The sequence below is a fragment of the Aquimarina macrocephali JAMB N27 genome, from assembly GCF_000520995.1.
Classification (GTDB): Bacteria; Bacteroidota; Bacteroidia; order Flavobacteriales; family Flavobacteriaceae; genus Aquimarina; species Aquimarina macrocephali.
In genome coordinates, this window is record NZ_JACA01000035.1 from 89,749 (window position 1) to 108,643 (window position 18,895).

An 18,895-nucleotide genomic window follows, 5' to 3' on the forward strand; every position below is an offset into this window, starting at 1 on the left:
AGTCGTGACTGGTTATTAATTTAAAACTGCCCGAGCAATACGAGCAGTTTTTTGGCTCCAAACAATTAAAAATCTATTGCTACAGATAATCTATACGCTCGACCCAAAATTGGTCTGGCCAAAAACACATCATCATTAGCATTAGTTGTTCCTCTTGGGTTACCTTCTGTTAACCCTATTTCATTAAACAGATTAGAAGCATCAAACCCAAATCGTAAGTTTTTTATCTTGTAATATGCTCCTGCATTAAAAACATTAAAAGCAGGGAGTTCTGTGGTATTAGCTTCATCCTGATATTTTTTTCCAAAATAAGACCATTGCGTATATAACCCCAGGTCTTTAATAATTTCTACCTGTGGTCTCAATGTAAAATATAGATTAGGAATTCTTCTGGCACTATTTCCTTCATAATTAAAAGTTGTACCATCTGCATTAGCTCCAGAAAAATTATCATACTCTGGTTTTTGAACCGTAATATTAGCTTCTACTGCAAAAGCTTTGTATTTAGCATTAGCTTCAAGCTCTACTCCTATATTATTTACATCGGCAAATTTATTTTCTGAAGTACCATCTGCCAAAATATCTGTAAAGGCAATATTATCCATATTCATATAGAAAAAGTTAGCATAAATACCTATGTTGGAAGAAGAATACTTAAATCCTAATTCTGACTGATCCACCTCGGTAACTTCGATAGCACTAAGATCAGATGCATTGTCATAGTAAGACTCTTCTATTGGTGATCTAAATCCATGACTATGTCTTGCGTAGATTGCCATGTTATCACTAAACTTGTAATTTAATGCAGTAGTATATGATAGTTCGTCTACATCATAATTCCAATATGTATATGGATTACCATCTACAACAGTAAGTGCATCATCGGCAGTATTATCAGGTAGCAATCCTAAATCTGTTGAAAAAAATCGGGCGTTATCGCGATATCCAGAATATTTATCATCGTCGTAACGAAGTCCAAAATTAGCGGTTAGATTATCCGTAAAATTAACTTCTGCATCTATATAAAGAGCATTTAACCTTCCTTTGGTTTGTGCATCTCTTTCTAACCAGGTAATTCTTTCTATTCCGTTATAGGTTCTGGAAATTCCTGTACTGGTATCTACCAGATTTACCAATCTTGGATTATCAGATACATCAACCAGGTAATTACTCCAGTTCCAATATTGGTTTGATTTCCAATTAGAATAATAATATCCCAGGGTGACATTTATTTTTTCGAAATTAAATGAAAATGCCAGGTTGTTTGCAAAATTAGACATGTCTTTATCAATTGCCCAATGATCTGCACGCATTACCAATGTATTTGGGTTTAAAGCTACACCAGTATCTACATATGTATACTCGGCATTTGCTGCATCGGTTAGTGGAAACTGTGTTGTTCCTGTAGCAAAATCGGCTTGTGTATTTGGTCCTCCGGTACTAAAAATTGCATTATAGTTTAGATCAATGCTTGTATTTCTAAATGTATTTTTTACCGAAACCACATCAGAAATATGATATTTAAGCTCTCCTCCTATCGCATCTACATTGGGGTGCACACCATCTTCTAAATCTCTTTCAAAAAACCCTCCTCCTATTTGGGGCACTCGAAGTCTGCTAAAATTTCTTGATGCTAATGTTCCGTAATTAGCATCGAAACCTTCGAATTCTTCTGGATTTCCATCGCTGTCCCCACGTAGTGGTATTGGTAGTAAGAACAGGTTTCTGTCATCCAGTTTTTTATAATGTATTCTGGCATAACCTCCATCAAATTTATAGGTAAGATTAAATTTCATCTGCCCTCCTTTGTTAGCTTCAAATCCCGGGTCCCTAATTCCCTGATCTACTCTATAAAATCCTCCTATATTAAAAAGCAATTTATCCTCGACAATTGCTCCTCCAATATTGAGATCAGTTCTAAAAAGCCCATAATCTCCTACAGTCATTTTGGCTCTTCCTATTAGTTCATTTTGACCTGTTTTAGAGATGAAATTAATAATCCCGCCAGGTGAATTTGTAGCAAAAACAGAAGCAGATCCTCCTCGTATGGCTTCCATTCTTTTAACAGTTTCATCTAACCTATACCAATTATCTGCATTTGCAAATTGTAAGGCACCATCTTCAAAAACAGGAAGTCCATCTTCCTGAATTTGAACAAATTCATATGCTCCAGCAGATGGAATTCCTCTGGCAAAAAGATTATTTCCTACCTCTCCTCCAGAAGTTTCAACAACAAACCCAGGAACTGATTGTAGCAGATCAGCAGTACTCTGTGGAGCTTTTTGCTCTATTTCTTTGACTCCCATTGTGGTTATTGCTACACTGGATTCTAATTTTGTTCGTGGATTAGAAGATCCGGTTACTACAATCTCATCTAATGAAAGTAGATCTTCTTCTAAAACAATATCTCGAACGATGTTATCTGCCATAACAATCTCCTCTCTTACGGTTTTAAACCCAACAGAGGAAATTATCAAAACATAAGTGGCATTGGTTTCTAGATTATTAATTATATATTCTCCATCAAAATCTGATGTTGCTCCTCTATTAGTTCCTTCCAGTACTATATTAACCCCAATTACCGGAATGCCCTTATTATCTTTAATCGTTCCTGATACACTTTTTCCTCCTTGAGCAATGGAATCCCCTATCCCGAAAACTAAGAAGAGAATAATACATAGTCTTGTTCTCATAATTTTTTAAGTATTTAGTTCTCTGCAATTTCATAAAACCTTAATGATAATTTACTTTTTCTTTAAGGTTCATAGGGTTCGAAATCGTTTTCGATACGATCGAAAACGATTTCGAAAGAACTATTCATTTGAGTCAAAAAGCCCATATAAAAGTACTTTTCTCATTCCTTTTGTCTCTTTTTATTAACAAGAGAGGTTTTTCAAATTTTTATATTTTATTAATCTAATTGTATTTTAGCTTAAATTGTATATTTAATAAATATAACACTTAGTCTATGAAAGTTACTACTCTAAAAGATATTGCTAATGAATTAGGAATATCTGTAGCAACTGTATCTAAGGCTTTAAAAGATTATCCCGATGTAAATAAGGGCACCAGAGAAAAGGTTCTTCAGATTGCAAGAAAATTAAATTACTCACCTAATCAATTAGCTGTAAATCTAAGAACTAAGCAAACAAAAACAATTGGTGTTATCATCCCGACCACAGTACATCATTTTTTTTCTAAAGTAATAGATGGCATCATTGAGGAAGCAGAAAAAAAAGGGTATCTGGTTATCATTCTCCAATCTAGTGAGAAGCTATTTCTTGAAAAACTACAAGTGAATTTATTGATTGATAAACGAGTAGATGGTATTTTAATGTCTTTATCTAATAAGACTAACGAATTCGTTCATTTAAAAAAAGTACTGAGTCGAAATATCCCTTTGGTTCTTTTTGATAAAATAGAACCTTCTATACCTTGTTCTAAAGTAAGGATCGATGATAAAAAAGCTGCATACGAGGCTGTTTCATATCTTATTTCCAAAGGATACAAAAAGATTTCACATTTCAGAGGGGATCTTAACCCCAAAATTTCTAACGATCGTTTTGAGGGATATAAAGAAGCATTAGAAGATCATGGGATCACATATGATGCTTCATTGGTATATCTGTGTAATAACAATACAGATTTTGAAGATGGATATAACAATGCGAAGAAGCTAATACAGGAAAATCCCGAGGTCGATTCTATTTTTACAATAACCGATCTTGTGGCAATTGGTGCAATAAAATATTTTAATGAGAATAACATCAAAATTCCCAATGATGTAGCTGTTTTTGGGTTTAGCAACTGGTTTATGTCTTCCGTTGTCTCTCCTACATTAACAACAGTACATCAACCTGCACATCAAATGGGAGTTGTAGCCACCGAGATTTTGTTAAATGAAATTGAACTAAACAAAGAGAATATGCCTAGTCTTCATAAAGAAGTAATTCTCCCTACCGAACTTATTTTTAGAGAGTCGTGTTAAACGTATTCTAATCCTCAAATAAAAAATCAATATTCCTTTTCAATCCAGAGAACTTGGTTCTTTTTACTGCAGATTTTTGAAACACTTTAGAAAATACTTCTTGTGTAATTTCTTGCCAATCTTTTTTTGACATCTCTAACAGTTCTGGTTTCGGATTAAAAAGAGGTTCATTATGTGGTTTAGAAAAACGGTTCCATGGACATACATCCTGGCACACGTCGCAACCAAACATCCAATCATCAAATTGATTTTTATAACTATTAGGAATCTCTTCTTTAAGTTCTATCGTAAAATAAGATATGCATTTACTGCCGTCTACTACATAAGGCTCTACAATTGCTTGTGTAGGACAGGCATCGATACATGCTGTACACGTACCACAATGGTCCGTAACGGGAGTATCGTATTCTAAGTCAAGATCTATAATTAGCTCTGCAATAAAATAAAAAGAACCTACCTGCTGTGTCAAAAGGTTACTATTTTTACCAATCCAACCCAATCCACTTTTTGCCGCCCAAGCTTTATCCAACACAGGTGCAGAATCTACAAAAGCTCGTCCTTGTACATCGCCAATTTCTTCCTCAATAAAATGTAATAACTGCTTCAGTTTATCTTTAATCACAAAATGATAATCAGTACCATAAGCATATTTAGATAGCTTAGGAGCTTCTGAATCTTTTTGTTTTTCTGAAGGAAAATAATTGAGCAGTAATGATATTACACTTTTTGAATCATCAACCAATTTAGTGGGGTCCAGACGTTTATCAAAATGATTTTCCATATACTGCATCTCACCATGCATATTCTGGTTGAGCCATTTTTCTAAACGCGGAGCTTCCTGTTCCAGAAATTCTGCTTTAGAAATTCCGCACGATAGAAAACCCAAGCGTTTTGCCTCGGATTTGATACATTGAGTGTATTTGGTTTTAGAATTCAATTACACTTCTTCTTTATGGTCAATTTGTTTTTCTGGGTACTTATTCATGATTTGGATTCCTTTCTGTATCACAAGAGATGTAGGCAAAGTTATGTTTTCGCCTCGATCTGTAACCATAAAAAGATAAAATCCTGTAATATCTTTCACTTCTCCGGTCCAATCAAAATCTTTATCCAAAACCCGTATCCTATCTCCTATCCTAACCGGGTGACTAAAAAATAAAATAATGCTTGCGGTAAGATTAGATAAGATTGACCATTGTGCAAAAAAAGCAATCCCCAATACTGCTAAAACCGAAGAAATAAAAACACTAAATTGTTTAAGTTCTACTCCCCAGATAATCACTAAAGCTGTCCCTGCAATAAGGTAATGAAGTAGGTTAGACAGGTTACGTATTAGTTTTCTTCTATCGGCATTTATAGATTTTAATTTTGCGAACTTTTTGATTACTCTTTTTGTAATTAATAACACAAAAAATAATAGTATCAATACTATTATGGACAATAAAATTTCATTTCTAAAAGCGATCATCATTTAGTTTATTAGCGTATTGCATATTTGTTCTAGCAAAAATACGCAAAGAAGTTGTTTAAACTTTTTTCAATTTGCTCTTTTAAATACAAAATCATCATTTCCTCCATCAGTAAGTGTAAGTATATCACCTTGTAATTTATATGAAAATATATCCTTTGGGGGAGGAAAAGTTCCTTTTATTAATTTTATGGTGTCATCTGTAATTTCTTCACTGCCTCCACTTACACATAATTTAGTCCCGTTTTGAACAACTACCATCGAATTTATATTCACAGTGGTCTCTTTATCAAATTTTAGCGTTGTTGCACTTGTATCGCAACCTATCAGAACACCCTCTATGTTTTGATTATAGCCTTGTTCTGTGGTACTTTCTAAAATCCATGTACCAATAATAGTATCATTATTAGTGTTTGTGTTTGTATTTGTATCATCATCGCCTGAGCACGATGATATCATAATTGCCAATAGGGCAAGTACAAAAATCTGGTTTTTCATAATTAGTTATTTATTAAATAGTTATCCTACATCTACTAACATTTTAATACTAAAAAAAGTATTAGTTAGCACGTTTATTATTATTTATCTCAAAAAACCAGAATACCTATTTTGGCAATCTGGTTTTCCTTAGTCTGTGACCTAACTACATTTATAATTAAGCATAGTCTAGTATGGGTTTCTACAAATCTCTGCACATTCTCTTGCCGATAAACCGGCACAGAGTACTTGTTTACAGTTATTGATCCTTCCTGCAAAGATTGTTTTTTGAGCAATTCTACTAAGAACCTTAACCTCATTTAGTTTAAGAATTTTCATGATTTTTATTATTTTAAATTAGTATTCTATGAACATTTAAAGACATTCTAGATTATATCTATCTACAGGGTACTCGTACTTTAACCCATCTACAATATCTTCCGGTTAATGGCGGAAAGCCAACTGTATCACATAACCATTTCCATTGCCAACACGTAAGTATGGGATCAGGAAGGTTTATGTCTCCGCCACCTATTGATTTTTGTGCAGTTTTGCTTAGGGTTTTAATTCCTTCTATTTTTAAATTTTTCATATCGTTATTTTAAAAATTTAATCTACCAGTTCCTCTTTCTCCTGCAGAATACGTATCCCATCCCCAGAAAAATGTGTTATCCAACCATCGATTTGGGTAGGATCTTAAATAAGTACTTCCTGTAGCAGAAACTGTTTGATATGATGGGTACGCATAGATATCATAATTTGTTATAAACCATCCATCTGTTCCTTTTAATGAAATTTTGCCGGATTGAATTTCTACCCAACTTATAGCTTGTCCCGGGTATCTTGCACTTAAATAATAATAGTCTGTTTGTCCTCTTTCTCGATCATCCCCAGCATTATTTAAACTAGATACCGAATGCGTATAGATTCCTCTACTGGTTCGAAACCTCACACTAGCCTTAGCATCTCCATCAGTTTCATTATTTTTTTGAGCTCCTGTCTTTGTACGGATTCTATAATACCATCTTGTACTATAACCTTTCTCATAATTGGTATTTACCGAATTCTTATTCATATATTCTGTAACTTCTTCTTCAAATCTTGCATCAGCTTCTTCTTTACTTATATCGGCGCTATAACTTCTATGTAATATTGGAATTACAACTTCCGCATTTTCTTCAATCTTGGTATCACTTTTACCCGTTTTGCTCATAAAGCCTTCGGTATTATTTGAAATTTCGGGAATAACCTCTTGTTCCTTCTCGCAAGAAGCAATTGCTACTATGCAAAATACCCCTACTACATACATTTTTAGATTTGTTAGTCTTTTCATTTTATTTAATAATTAGTTTTTTGCCTACTCTATTCACTTTTCGGCTACCGTGTTTACTTAAATCCAGATTATGCTACTCAAAAAATGGTTTTAGAAAGTATACTTCAGTTGTATTCAGAATCTAATTTCAGGAGAGTTTTGAGCCACTCCTCCTCCATCAACATAATAGGTCACATTAGTATCCTTTTTTACTTTTATTTGCATTCTTGCCCTGGTCAATGACCATTTACCAACTTGAAGTTTTTTGTAGGTTCTTCCGTCTAACTTTTGTTTCTGTCTATCTTTTCCAAACCAGCCAACACCATATCTAACTTTAATTGAAGCATCGTTTGGGGCTTTAAAAAAAGCAACTCCATTGGCATTAAAAAAGCTTTCCATAGTTTTCCATTTCCCCTTTTTTACAAATTTTTCCCTAATCGTGGCCATAACTTATTATATATTTTATTTTCTTGCTTACTCTATACACTTTTCAGCTTACGTGTTATCTAATACCAATTATTTTTAAGCTTTAATTCTGAGCTATTAATAGTTCTATTTTTATATTGCATAAGGGCATATATCTCCATATCCATAAGAATATGGGATCATTGATTACGTTAAATTTTATGTGAGAAGGTTAGGTTATGTAATATTCACGGTAATTTGATAATCTTCTAGATTCGAAGTGACAACACTATTAGTACTTCTTTTACTTGAAGGAAATGTAGCATTTACAATCCCAATCTTATCATTCTCAATATCACCTCCTTCTAACAAATCTGTTCCTAGCTTTAAAAACCCTTTTCTAATCCCTTCTCCTGCTGTTTTTCTTTCCTGAGAATTTAAGCTAGACGAACTCGCTACTTTTGAAGACAATCCTACAGATTTACCAAGAATATCATGAATAGGATCAGCTTCATATCCATTAGTTGATATTTTAACTTGTTGTGTTTTGTGTAAATGAAGAACTACCTTGTGATTTAATGTGCGTTTTCCTTTATCCATACTTTCAAACAATCTCCATCGGCCATTAATACCAACATACAGATACCATTCATCCTTCTTTTTAAAAATTATTCCATCAGGATCTTTATCCTTCTTAAAAACAGCTTCTCGTACTGCAACAGTTACTTTTTTAATATGCTTAGCATCTATTCCTTTGGGATCCGACCATCCTCCACTAATTATTACTCCATAATTTTCTGATGGAATATTTTTTCCCTTCAGTGGAATCGTCACTCTTAACAATTTTGGATCATCACTTGGAAAAGGAGTAATTATTGGATTAATAGCACTAGCAATCATTTTCTTTACTTTGAATTTTGGGATTGAAGAATCTGATGGTTTTGGCGGCAGGTAGAGATCAAAAGTATAATTTTGATCATTAATCTTTTGGTTGATATATCCCCCCTTTTTATTTATGTAAACGATTGCTTGATTAGCTCTGGACAATCCTTTATTTCCCGAAAAAAGATCCGTCTCTTCCCGAAAAGAAACTACTGCTTTTGGAGGGTGAATTTCGGACCTGTGTTTTCCATTTTTAGGATGCCCACAGTCATAGATCCATCTCCCAGTAATTTGTATACGATCACCAGGCATGGGTAGTGACCATAACGGAACAAATTTAGAATCCCATTCACATTCCATTACGGCAATCTGATCTTTAGCATTATACTTACCATTTGCCGGGCTATTCAGATAAAAAAACTGCTTATCAGTTTTTACAAAATAATTCCAGTCATAACTATGATGCCATGGTTTAAGAGGAAAATCTGTACCTGATATTCTGCTCTGTGTCAAAACACCTTTTATCGTTCGTATTTGGGCACCGGTTCTCGAGTCTCTTTTAGCTGCAGAAACCCAAGAAGGAACAACTTCTCCAAATTCTTTTGTTAAGATCTTTGGTAATATCACAAGCTTTAACGAATTGCTCTTCCTACACCCACAACCAAACCCATTTCCATCATTCTTTGAAGAAAATACCGAATGTGCTTTTTTTATAGATGTTGGTAAGCCAAAATGCATTTCATGATTTTGTTTTATACTAATCACAGGAAATGAAATGCCTTGCTCTCGGTAAATATTTCTTATACTTAATGTCATAATCTATCTTTTAAGGTTCTAGGTTTTTCACTCTTGTTTCCAGATCTTTTAATTTATCCAACACATCAAGGTTTCCAATCATCAGCCTTTTGTGTACTATAAAACTTGATGTTTTAGAATCGAAAGTGGCGAGCAGATTGTTTGCAGACCCAAAGATTTCTATTTTTGTCCCTTGCAATTTTACTTTACTATTCGTTAAAACAATATCTGCCGGTTGTTGAATTGGTTGAAATACTTCACCTACTACTACCGGATTGATTTTTATCGCAGGTTTTGTCACTTTTGCCATAATGCTAATTGTTTTTGGTTATTGCGTTACTAATTATTTTTACTTTATTGATTACATATCCCACAAAATACCAGGTTGCCAAAAATGCAATACACTCAAAAGCAAAGCTTCCTAATTTGTAAAAAGATTCTGCTATTAATAGTGATATCCCAAGTGAGGGAATGAATTCAAGAGTAATTTCCTTAAGCGTTAGTTTTTTTAAAATGCGATTCATAATTCTTAACTTTTATATGTTTTATACTCTTTATGGAAGAAAAAAACCGAATCTTAACATCTATAGGAAGAAAAATGTTTTTTTATACCTTAGAGGAATAGAAATCATACCCGGTGGATCAATCCCTTATTGACATTTTAATTCATAGTAATCCTAAGGAAATAAGTAAATTATATTATTTACACAGGAGCGCTTTTTTTAATTTTGGAAAAAAATATGGTGTAGACCAAGACTCCATGGCCGATATCTATCAAGATGCATTTGTAGTACTTAGAAAGCAAGCAATACAAGGAAAATTGGAGGTTGTGAACAGCTCTTTAAAAACCTATTTATTTGGTATCGGTAAACGAATGATTTTCAACCATTATAAACAGCATAAAAATACAGTTTCATTAGAACCAAAACTTCATATTACCAACGATAACATCGAAAAAATCACATTTGATGAACCTGTCGAGCTTTCTGTAGAGCAAAGACTTTTACAGACTTTTTTTAATAAATTAGGAAAACGATGCAAAGAGATGTTAATATTATTCTATTATCGAGGACTAACAGTAGAGGAGATTGCCGAAAAAGAAGGATATGATAATACTAATGTAGTGAGTAGTCAAAAATCCCGATGTATTAAGCAATTAAGAGCAATGATTAATCCCCCTAAACAATGAAACCCCAGGATCTCATATCAAAATACATTCAAGGTACCTTAACAATTGAGGAACAACAGGAATTTGACACACTATTAAGTGTTGATCAAAATTTTAGAGACGAAGTACTGTTTCATACTAATCTTAAAAAAGTAGTAGAACATAAGGATGATGATGATTTTAGACATTTGCTTTCTGGCCTTGAGTCTAATGTTAAGAAAAAAAATAAATTAAAATGGTGGTCTATAGCAGCTTCTATTCTTGTACTATTAGGAACCATCTATTTTTGGAATACCAAAAAACCAGTGTCAAATGAAGAGTTATTCGCTACTTACTTTGAACCGTATAGGAATATTCTTCAACCTGTGGTAAGAGGAGATGATCATAAGAACAAAATATCAGTAGCTTTTAATGCTTATGAAAATGGTAATTTTAAAAAAGCTCTTGACGCATTCAATACAATATTAGAAACTGAAGAAAATGACACTCTTCAATTTTATAAAGCAAATACCTTGTTAAAACTAAATGAGACTAAAAAAGCAATTATAATTTTGGAAGAACGAAGTGAAATTAAAAACTCGTTTAGCGAAAAAAACCATTGGTATCTGGCCATGGCATATCTAAAAGTTGATCAACTTAACAAAGTCAAAGAACAATTAGAATTATTAATAAAGATTCCTGACAGTGAATATAAAAAGGAAGAAGCTAAAGAACTACTCAAAAAACTTAATTAGTTTTTTTCTAAAAATAAAAACCGGAACCAAGACCAATATCGTCATCCACCAGCGTAAAAAACCTTGCTCCAAAGATTCTGTATTACCCGAAACCACAAATCCGGCCCAATAAAAAGGGTGTTTTAATGCGTTATCTCTTACACTACCGAGATACTGAAGTTTTGCTCGTTGCAATGCTCTGTCTTTAGCATATCCTTTTTTTAAATTTTTATAAAAATAGTTCATTATCACCGAGGTTTCTTTATCCGGCACTTTCCATAAGCTCATTACTGTGCTTTTTGCTCCTGCATAATGAAAAGCTCTTGACATACTCATCACGCCTTCACCTTTTTCCAATTTTCCGAATCCTGTATTACAAGCACTAAGCACAATCATTTCTGAAGGAATTGATAATCCATAAATATCAGATGCCATTAAAATATTCTTATTACCATTTTCAGAAAATATAAGCTTATTCAACATTGCATTTTTTTTATCAATCTCTGCATGAGTGGCCAAATGTATTATTGAAGAATTAGTAGCATTAGCAACAAAATTTTTAACAGAAGCCTCTTCGCCCAAAAATGCTTTACCTTTCATGATTTTCGAAATACTTCTAACTTCGGTATCGCTTGAGGCAAAGGAATTATTATTTTTATATTTCGGTGCAAAACCACTCCATTTCATTTCTTTTGTAGTTTTTAATGACCTCTCGGTTAATGCTTTCAATACTGTTGCAGAACCTGCATAACTTATAGCATACTCTTCAAGCATATATCCTTTTCCATTATGCAAAACCTCAAATGGAACATAATTAAGTATGTTATCTGTTACCAGTATCAGAGTTTCTTTCAGATTCAAATTTTTCAGCAAAGCTGTAAATATTCGTTCAGAATTTTCTTTGACGTTTTGTTGGTTAAGTATTTGCTTTCTAAATTCCGTAATTGATTTAGTCAAGCCTTTTATTATTGGTAACTTCTTAAAGTCAATAGTATCATCATTTATGATAAAAATGTATAGGTTTTTCTCTCCAGCAAAATACTCAATCAAAGTTGTATTTGTATCCAAATATTCCTTTTGTAACTGCGAGACTTTGATCGTGTGATCAGCATATTTTAGCTGATAATATCTAGGATATTCTCTTTCAATTTTATGCAATAAATCCTCAAGCTTCATACTATACTTCAATCGTAAACTCATAGTAGAATCTATCTCGAATGAATGTGTTTGAGTATGTAGTGCTGTTCTAATAGAGGACAATTTTCTTTTCAACATATTCTCCCGTTGTAATAGTGAATCAGGGACTCCAGCAATTTTTTTAAACTGTTTATCTTTTATTCCTGTTACCAATGCACTATTTCTATTAATTTCTGAAAATTGGAATGCTTTTTCCAAATATTTCTTTTGTTGAGTATTTTGAAACAAAACATAGCAAATCTCGATTGCTTTATCAAAATAATCTGGATTTTTACGTCCTACATTTATCAAGGATCTATCAGTAGTATATTGCTTTTTGATTTTACGAATATTTTGGATCATCAAATCCATGTTTTTATACGATTGCTGAACTGATGTTATTGTTTTTGAATTCGTATATTGGGTTAAAGCAATGCAATTATTAAGATGTATCGCTTCTACTATCAATAAAGGAAAATCATGCTCTCCTTTAGTATACAAGGCAAGATGTTTTTGAATTATTGCAAAGGCTTTTTTATGATTTCCTTGTTTAAACAAAGCTTCTGCTAATAATAGTTCACTTTTTAAGACATACCTATGATTTTTATAAAAGTGATTCGAAAAATTAATGAATGTCTTTCTGTAGAAATCTATTGCTTTTCTGTAATTCTTTTGCTTCATATGCATATCGCCCAAACCCTGGTAACACTCTGCTTCCTGAAACTTAGAATCCATTTTTTCACTTCTCCGTAATGCTTCTTTATAATATTTTTCGGCTTCTACATACTCAGCAAGCTTCACGTAAGTATCAGCAATTGATGTTAGATTCTGTATTGGAAACCAATTATATACTCCATAAGATTTTTCTCTAATTTGTAATGCTTTCTTATCAAAATCTAAAGATATTCTATACTCTCCTTTTAACTTTAAATATCTAACATACCAAGCTTGTATATTTGCAGTATTAAGATGATTCTCTCCATAAATGATCATTGCCTTTTTTAAAGCTTTATCGATATACTCTTCTGCTTTTTCTAAATCATTTTTCTTAGAATAAATACCACTAATAGCGGTATAAATATCTGTAATAAAACCTACTTCTTCGCCTTGGTTTCTAAGATCATATGCAGCTGATTTTTGATAAAACTCTATAGCTTTATCGTAATCTCCCAAGGCCTCATTTACAACCCCTATATTAAACGTTGTTATTGCCAGGTCATATAAATTAGCCTTGTTTTCTAACTTAAGCTGATATGCTTTATTATAATAATTATATGCTTTACTAAAATCTCCTTTCAATAAATAGGCACTTCCCAAATTATTCAATAATTCTGCTCTATTTAGACCTGAAATCGAATACTCAGAAAAACTTAATGTTTTCTTTATCAATTGTACCGCTTCATCAAATCGACCAATAGTCCATAAAATGTTACTTCGTACAGTATATGTTCTTACAAGATTATATTTAGGTAAAGTTGATTTCTTTAATTGGTCCTTTAAAATTTCATCACTTATCTGTAATGCTTTTGTAGTCAAACCATCTTTTCTATACACTACAGCCTTTGTGTTCATTAACTCACCCCATAGACTGTCGTTTTTTATTGTTGAAGATGTATAGTTTTGAATAGAAACATTAATTGTTTTTAATGCTGAAGAAAAATTGTTTTTATAAATTTCAATATTAGAAATATACAATTGTGATTTTAGATAGTTTTTAATATCATCTTTCTCTAAAAAATAGCTTGAAGCAAGCTTAAAATGAAGTAATGCTTCTTTATAATTATAATGAGTATAAGCCGCAACTCCTTTTTGATATGCTCCATCTTCTTGTAGCGAAAAGGCGGATGAGCTTATCAAAAAACATAAATGAAAGATCAGTAATTTCTTCATTTAATACGTCATTAAATAATCAAATTGGTATAAAGTAAAAGTTTAGCTTAAATATAAAACTAAAGATGTAAACTACAATATACTTATCTGTCGACAAATGTAAGCATTGCGTTTTCGGGCTTTAAGGTAATCAATGGTTTAATATCGACTTTATGAAGATCAGTACTTATTTTATACTTCCTTACCAAAGTACTTATAGCCAAAATCATTTCATACATCGCAAAATTGTTACCAATACACATTCTGGGTCCTGATCCAAAAGGGAAATACCAATCAGAATATTCTTTTTTATCTATGTCGGGATGAAATCGATCGGGGTCAAATGCAGAAGGGTTTTTCCAAAAACTTTTATGTCTGTGGATTTCAAAAAAGGAAACCAAGATAGTCGTTCCTTTTTTTAGTTTTAAATCCTGATAATTATCATCTTCTATAGCCACACGATCCGAAAAATAAGCTGGTGGGTATAACCGCATTGCTTCTTCAATACACTGTTTTGTATATCGAAATTTTGCTATCTGTTCCATTGGTTGTAAATCATCTGGAGTTTCAGAAACCTCTTTATACACTTGTTCCTGAATCTCGGGATGAAGTGCCAGCAATACAGCAGTAAAGGTTAAAGCGTTAGATGTAGTTTCATGACCCGCCACAAACAGAATTAGAATTTCATCTATCAACTGTTCATTACCCATCACACTACCATCATCATATTTGGATGTTAATAACATATCCAACAGATCATTATATACTTTATCCGAGTTTCTTCTTTCTTCTATAATCGTATTAAGAATATCTCTGGCTTCCTGGGTCAATTTAAAGGTATTCTTAATTTTTCCACTCAGGTAAAACCACCATCTTTTATAGGGTTGCCGTATTTCTTTAACCAAAGATTTCTGGGCTGCTTCAGTTATATATTGCAATCGTGAAATGGTATCCCCCTGGGTATCTGTATAACCAAATAATGATTTTGCAACTACTTTAAAGGCCAAATCACTCATTACAGGAAAAATATCAATCTCTTTGTTAGAGGGTATCCTCAAGAATTCTTCTTGAATTACTTCTTTGATTGTGTTTATCAAGGATTCCAGCCTTTTTTTATGAAAAGCAGGTTGAATTAAACGTCTTTGTTTTAACCATTTTTCTCCTGTAGAAGTTAATAATCCTTCTCCTACATATTTGGCCAGATCTTTTGTTTGTAATGCAGATTTAGTGTATCGTCTATGTTGTTTTTGCAGCATATGTTTGGCAAAACCAGCATCGCGAGTAAAAATAACAGTTTTACCAAGTCCTAATTGGACTCTAAAAGCATCTCCATGTTTTTCAAAATTTTCATGATGAAAAGGAAGTGGATTTTTAAGAATACGACTTGCATTATTAAGGACTCTAAAAAAAGAGACTATGGGAATTCGTCTATCTAGCATGTGAATTTTTTATCTCTTATTTAAAATGTTTCACTCCAATAGCTTTATATAATTTTGCAGGATTATAAATATTTCCATTTTTTATGGTAAGCTCTACCTTTCTGATATCACTAATATCATTAACTGGATTGCCATCGACCAATATTAAATCAGCTAATTTACCTTCTTCAATCGATCCTAAAGTATCATTTACTCCAGCTATTTTTGCAGAATTCAAAGTTGCTATTTTTAAAACTTCAGAGGTTGGAATTCCTGCTTTTACATAATTTTCCATTTCAGCATGAAGTCCAAATCCAGCCATTGAATCTGTTCCTGGCACAATCGTAACTCCATTATCATAAAGTTGTTTTACAATGCCCAATAATTTATCATAAGAGGCCTTATATTGATCTTTTTTTCCATCAGGAATAGGAAGTCCTCCAGAATAATATCCTCTTTGAACACTTAGCGGTAATCTGTCCAAAATTTTAGCAAAAGAAGGATTTGCTTCTCCTGCTTTTACAGTAAACATGCCATCAAAAATAGAAACTGTTGGATCTATCACTATATTTTTTTCTTTAAGTAACCTTATAAAATCCTTAAACTTTTTTGATTCAAAATCTAATTTATAATTATGCTCTGCTACCATTGAAAACCGAAGCGGTTGTCTAGTATCAATCGTATCTGAAAGAAAATTCAAAGCCAACATATTGACATGTTGAATTTCATCATACCCACTCTTTATAGCCTGCTCCGCAATCATAAAAGCCGGAATATGTCCACTCACTCTCATCCCCAGTTCATGTGCTTTATCAGCCAATGGTTTTACCCATTCTGGGGGGATAGAGCTATATAATTTAATTTGTGCATACCCTTTGTCATGGTAGTCAGAAATTGCTTGTATTCCTTCTTCAAGAGTATTTATAATTGAGCCTGTAGGTCCTGCATATGGTCCTGCTTTATCAATAAACCCGCTCATCACTAATATTCTTGGGCCAACCAATTTATTTACATCAAAATTTTCCTTTAACTCTGGTAAATCCGAAGAATTGCCTAAATCTCTAACCGAAGTTACTCCTGCTGCCAATTGCATCACCCCATCAGTCTCACTAATATGTGTATGCATATCAAACAATCCTGGTAATAACGTTTTATTAGTTCCATCAATAACCATTGTATCATCTCTTTCTGTAATTACGGTAGTTGAAACTTGTTCAATTTTGTTTCCGTTAACCACAATAAATCGATTAGGTTCTATTTTTCCGGTTTTAGAATTAAACACCCCTACATTTTTGATCAATATTTTTTTGGAAGGAGTTTCAAATAATGATGGAGATAAGTTTTTTAAATATTCTTCTTCTTTTTGTTTTTGAATTGGTTGTAATTGCTTTGCAATACTGTCATATCCTTTTTGAATACACGTAAACCAAGGTGAAACATATCCAAAAAATCTGTCGTTTTTATCAATCCAGGTGTATGAAGGTGTAAAAGATTGCCCTGTAAATTCTACCAACCTAAGTTCTGTTGAATCATTTATTTTGTGGTTATCAATATTGGTTATTTTTATTGAACCACTTGGTAATAGATTTACTTCTTTATTTTCTGAAGAAAGTAACTTTTTGATAAGTAAATCTGTTATTCCGAAAGAGCCATTTATTGCTGAAAAGAACGAGTTATTATCAAATCTGGCTTCACCTTGCTCTGAACTACTTTTCCATTTTGCAGTTCCTTCTTTAACTTCAAAAATCTCCAAAACAGTATCTTTTAGATAATTATGTCCATAAATCTCATGATTTATTATTACATCATTATCATTAAGAATAACTTTTTCATTAATATGAGGTCCTCTTCCCCTGTCATTAAATTCATATACATAATGGTATACTCCATCTTTTCCTTGAAAACTTTTTTGATATCCCGCAAGTTTATCACCCATGTAGATATTATATTCTAAGCTCTCATATACTTTTACAGTTTTTTTTGTTTCTTTTTGACACGAAATTATGGCCATCGATAAAACAACTATTACAAATTTTAATGAAGTGTTCATTACTAATGCGTTTATGTTCGATAAAAAATTATTAAAATAACCCTCCTTGAATTCCTCCTTTTACTCTTCCCAGGTGTTTATATGCTGCTTCTGTTACTTCTCTACCTCGTGGTGTACGCATAATAAATCCTTGCTGAATCAGGAAGGGCTCGTATACTTCTTCTATAGTCTCTGGGCTTTCACTAACTGCAGTTGCTATAGTAGTTAATCCTACCGGGCCTCCTTTAAATTTATCAATCAAAGTCAATAAAATTTTATTATCCATCTCATCCAAACCGTGAGCGTCTACATTGAGTGCTTTTAAGGCAAATTTTGAGATTTCAATATCTATCTTTCCGTTTCCTTTAATTTGTGCAAAATCACGCACTCTACGCAATAAAGCATTAGCTATTCTAGGTGTTCCTCTACTCCTACCTGCTATTTCGATAGCAGCTTCCATAGAAATGGGTACATTAAGTATATGGGCACTACGCTGCACTATGGTAGACAAGAGTTCTGTCGTATAATATTGTAATCGCGACTGAATCCCAAAACGAGCTCTCATAGGTGCCGTTAATAATCCTGAACGTGTTGTTGCTCCAACCAGAGTAAATGGATTCAAATTAATTTGAACTGTACGTGCATTAGGACCACTCTCGATCATAATATCGATCTTATAGTCTTCCATTGCAGAATACAAATATTCTTCTACTATAGGGCTTAATCTGTGAATTTCGTCTATAAACAATACATCTCTATCGTCAAGATTCGTTAATAACCCCGCCAGATCTCCGGGTTTATCCAAAACCGGGCCCGAAGTAACTTTAATTCCTACTCCTAATTCATTGGCAAGAATATGGGCTAATGTGGTTTTACCTAAACCAGGAGGGCCATGAAAAAGGGTATGATCAAGAGCTTCATCTCTTAAATTTGCTGCTTGAACAAAAATCTTTAAATTTTCAAGAACCTGATCCTGACCAGCAAAATCATCAAAGGCAAGAGGTCTTAATGCTCTTTCTATATCCAGGTCTTCGCTAGAAAAGTTTTCGTTTGTTGGATCAAGGTTTTCGTTCATTTATAAAGTCTCTTTATCATTGATCCGATAGCTTTATATCGGTATTAATTATACTACGACTATTTAATCCGGGTTTAATTGATAACACCAGAGTGTCATTAACAAATATAGTAAAAAGAG

The 18,895-nt window shown here is 32.8% G+C and carries 18 protein-coding genes; 3 read left to right on the plus strand and 15 right to left on the minus strand.

The annotated features are described in order from the left end of the window. Window positions 1-65 precede the first annotated feature (65 nt). Entirely contained in the window at window positions 66-2,693 is a 2,628-nt protein-coding gene (locus Z054_RS0118945) for a TonB-dependent receptor (protein ID WP_024771618.1), read from the minus strand. 275 nt (window positions 2,694-2,968) lie between these two features. Here Z054_RS0118945 and Z054_RS0118950 point away from each other — a divergent pair, with 275 nt between their 5' ends. Then, window positions 2,969-3,988 carry a LacI family DNA-binding transcriptional regulator gene (locus Z054_RS0118950; RefSeq protein ID WP_024771619.1) on the plus strand — a complete coding sequence of 340 codons (1,020 nt, stop codon included), beginning with the start codon at window positions 2,969-2,971 and terminating at the stop codon, window positions 3,986-3,988. A gap of 7 nt (window positions 3,989-3,995) precedes the next feature. On the opposite strand, the gene queG is transcribed toward Z054_RS0118950, so the two are convergent. The 10 genes from queG to Z054_RS0119000 form a co-directional block, all read right to left on the minus strand. After that, window positions 3,996-4,925 carry a tRNA epoxyqueuosine(34) reductase QueG gene (gene queG, locus Z054_RS0118955; RefSeq protein WP_024771620.1) on the minus strand — a complete coding sequence of 310 codons (930 nt, stop codon included), beginning with the start codon at window positions 4,923-4,925 and terminating at the stop codon, window positions 3,996-3,998. After that, a complete protein-coding gene (locus tag Z054_RS0118960; protein ID WP_024771621.1) occupies window positions 4,926-5,459 on the minus strand; it encodes a mechanosensitive ion channel domain-containing protein in 534 nt (177 codons plus the stop codon). A gap of 66 nt (window positions 5,460-5,525) precedes the next feature. Continuing rightward, window positions 5,526-5,954, minus strand: a complete 429-nt coding sequence (locus tag Z054_RS0118965) for a hypothetical protein (protein ID WP_024771622.1) — start codon at window positions 5,952-5,954, stop codon at window positions 5,526-5,528. Between the two features lie 168 nt (window positions 5,955-6,122). Continuing rightward, window positions 6,123-6,272 (minus strand): hypothetical protein, encoded by a 150-nt coding sequence (locus Z054_RS31805; RefSeq protein ID WP_161635310.1) that lies wholly within the window; start codon window positions 6,270-6,272, stop codon window positions 6,123-6,125. 58 nt (window positions 6,273-6,330) lie between these two features. Next, window positions 6,331-6,525, minus strand: a complete 195-nt coding sequence (locus Z054_RS0118975; RefSeq protein ID WP_024771623.1) for a hypothetical protein — start codon at window positions 6,523-6,525, stop codon at window positions 6,331-6,333. A 9-nt stretch (window positions 6,526-6,534) separates the two neighbouring features. Next, window positions 6,535-7,266, minus strand: coding sequence for a hypothetical protein (locus Z054_RS0118980; RefSeq protein ID WP_152538607.1), 732 nt, complete (start codon window positions 7,264-7,266; stop codon window positions 6,535-6,537). A gap of 114 nt (window positions 7,267-7,380) precedes the next feature. Further along, the gene (locus tag Z054_RS0118985; protein WP_024771625.1) at window positions 7,381-7,692 is read right to left on the minus strand and encodes a hypothetical protein; all 312 of its coding nucleotides are present in this window, start codon (window positions 7,690-7,692) and stop codon (window positions 7,381-7,383) included. Window positions 7,693-7,887: 195 nt separating this feature from the next. After that, complete coding sequence (locus Z054_RS0118990; protein WP_024771626.1) at window positions 7,888-9,348, minus strand: hypothetical protein; 1,461 nt, start codon at window positions 9,346-9,348, stop codon at window positions 7,888-7,890. 10 nt (window positions 9,349-9,358) lie between these two features. Further along, window positions 9,359-9,637, minus strand: coding sequence for a hypothetical protein (locus Z054_RS0118995; RefSeq protein WP_024771627.1), 279 nt, complete (start codon window positions 9,635-9,637; stop codon window positions 9,359-9,361). Window positions 9,638-9,641: 4 nt separating this feature from the next. Then, window positions 9,642-9,851: a hypothetical protein gene (locus tag Z054_RS0119000; protein ID WP_024771628.1), complete on the minus strand. Its 210-nt coding sequence runs from the start codon at window positions 9,849-9,851 to the stop codon at window positions 9,642-9,644. Between the two features lie 113 nt (window positions 9,852-9,964). Between Z054_RS0119000 and Z054_RS0119005 the strand changes: the two genes are divergently transcribed. Both Z054_RS0119005 and Z054_RS0119010 read left to right on the plus strand, forming a co-directional pair. Then, window positions 9,965-10,516 (plus strand): RNA polymerase sigma factor, encoded by a 552-nt coding sequence (locus Z054_RS0119005; RefSeq protein ID WP_024771629.1) that lies wholly within the window; start codon window positions 9,965-9,967, stop codon window positions 10,514-10,516. After that, window positions 10,513-11,229: a tetratricopeptide repeat protein gene (locus tag Z054_RS0119010; RefSeq protein ID WP_024771630.1), complete on the plus strand. Its 717-nt coding sequence runs from the start codon at window positions 10,513-10,515 to the stop codon at window positions 11,227-11,229. Before Z054_RS0119005 ends, Z054_RS0119010 begins: the two co-directional genes overlap by 4 nt. Here the strand turns inward: Z054_RS0119010 and Z054_RS0119015 are convergent. The 4 genes from Z054_RS0119015 to ruvB all read right to left on the minus strand — a co-directional run bounded on the left by Z054_RS0119015 (window position 11,209) and on the right by ruvB (window position 18,775). Next, a complete protein-coding gene (locus Z054_RS0119015; protein ID WP_024771631.1) occupies window positions 11,209-14,274 on the minus strand; it encodes a CHAT domain-containing protein in 3,066 nt (1,021 codons plus the stop codon). The genes Z054_RS0119010 and Z054_RS0119015 overlap by 21 nt on opposite strands. 83 nt (window positions 14,275-14,357) lie before the next feature. Further along, a complete protein-coding gene (locus Z054_RS0119020; RefSeq protein WP_024771632.1) occupies window positions 14,358-15,692 on the minus strand; it encodes a cytochrome P450 in 1,335 nt (444 codons plus the stop codon). Window positions 15,693-15,708: 16 nt separating this feature from the next. After that, window positions 15,709-17,721, minus strand: a complete 2,013-nt coding sequence (locus Z054_RS0119025) for an amidohydrolase family protein (protein WP_024771633.1) — start codon at window positions 17,719-17,721, stop codon at window positions 15,709-15,711. Between the two features lie 31 nt (window positions 17,722-17,752). Further along, a complete protein-coding gene (gene ruvB / locus Z054_RS0119030) occupies window positions 17,753-18,775 on the minus strand; it encodes a Holliday junction branch migration DNA helicase RuvB (RefSeq protein ID WP_024771634.1) in 1,023 nt (340 codons plus the stop codon). Window positions 18,776-18,895: the final 120 nt, after the last annotated feature.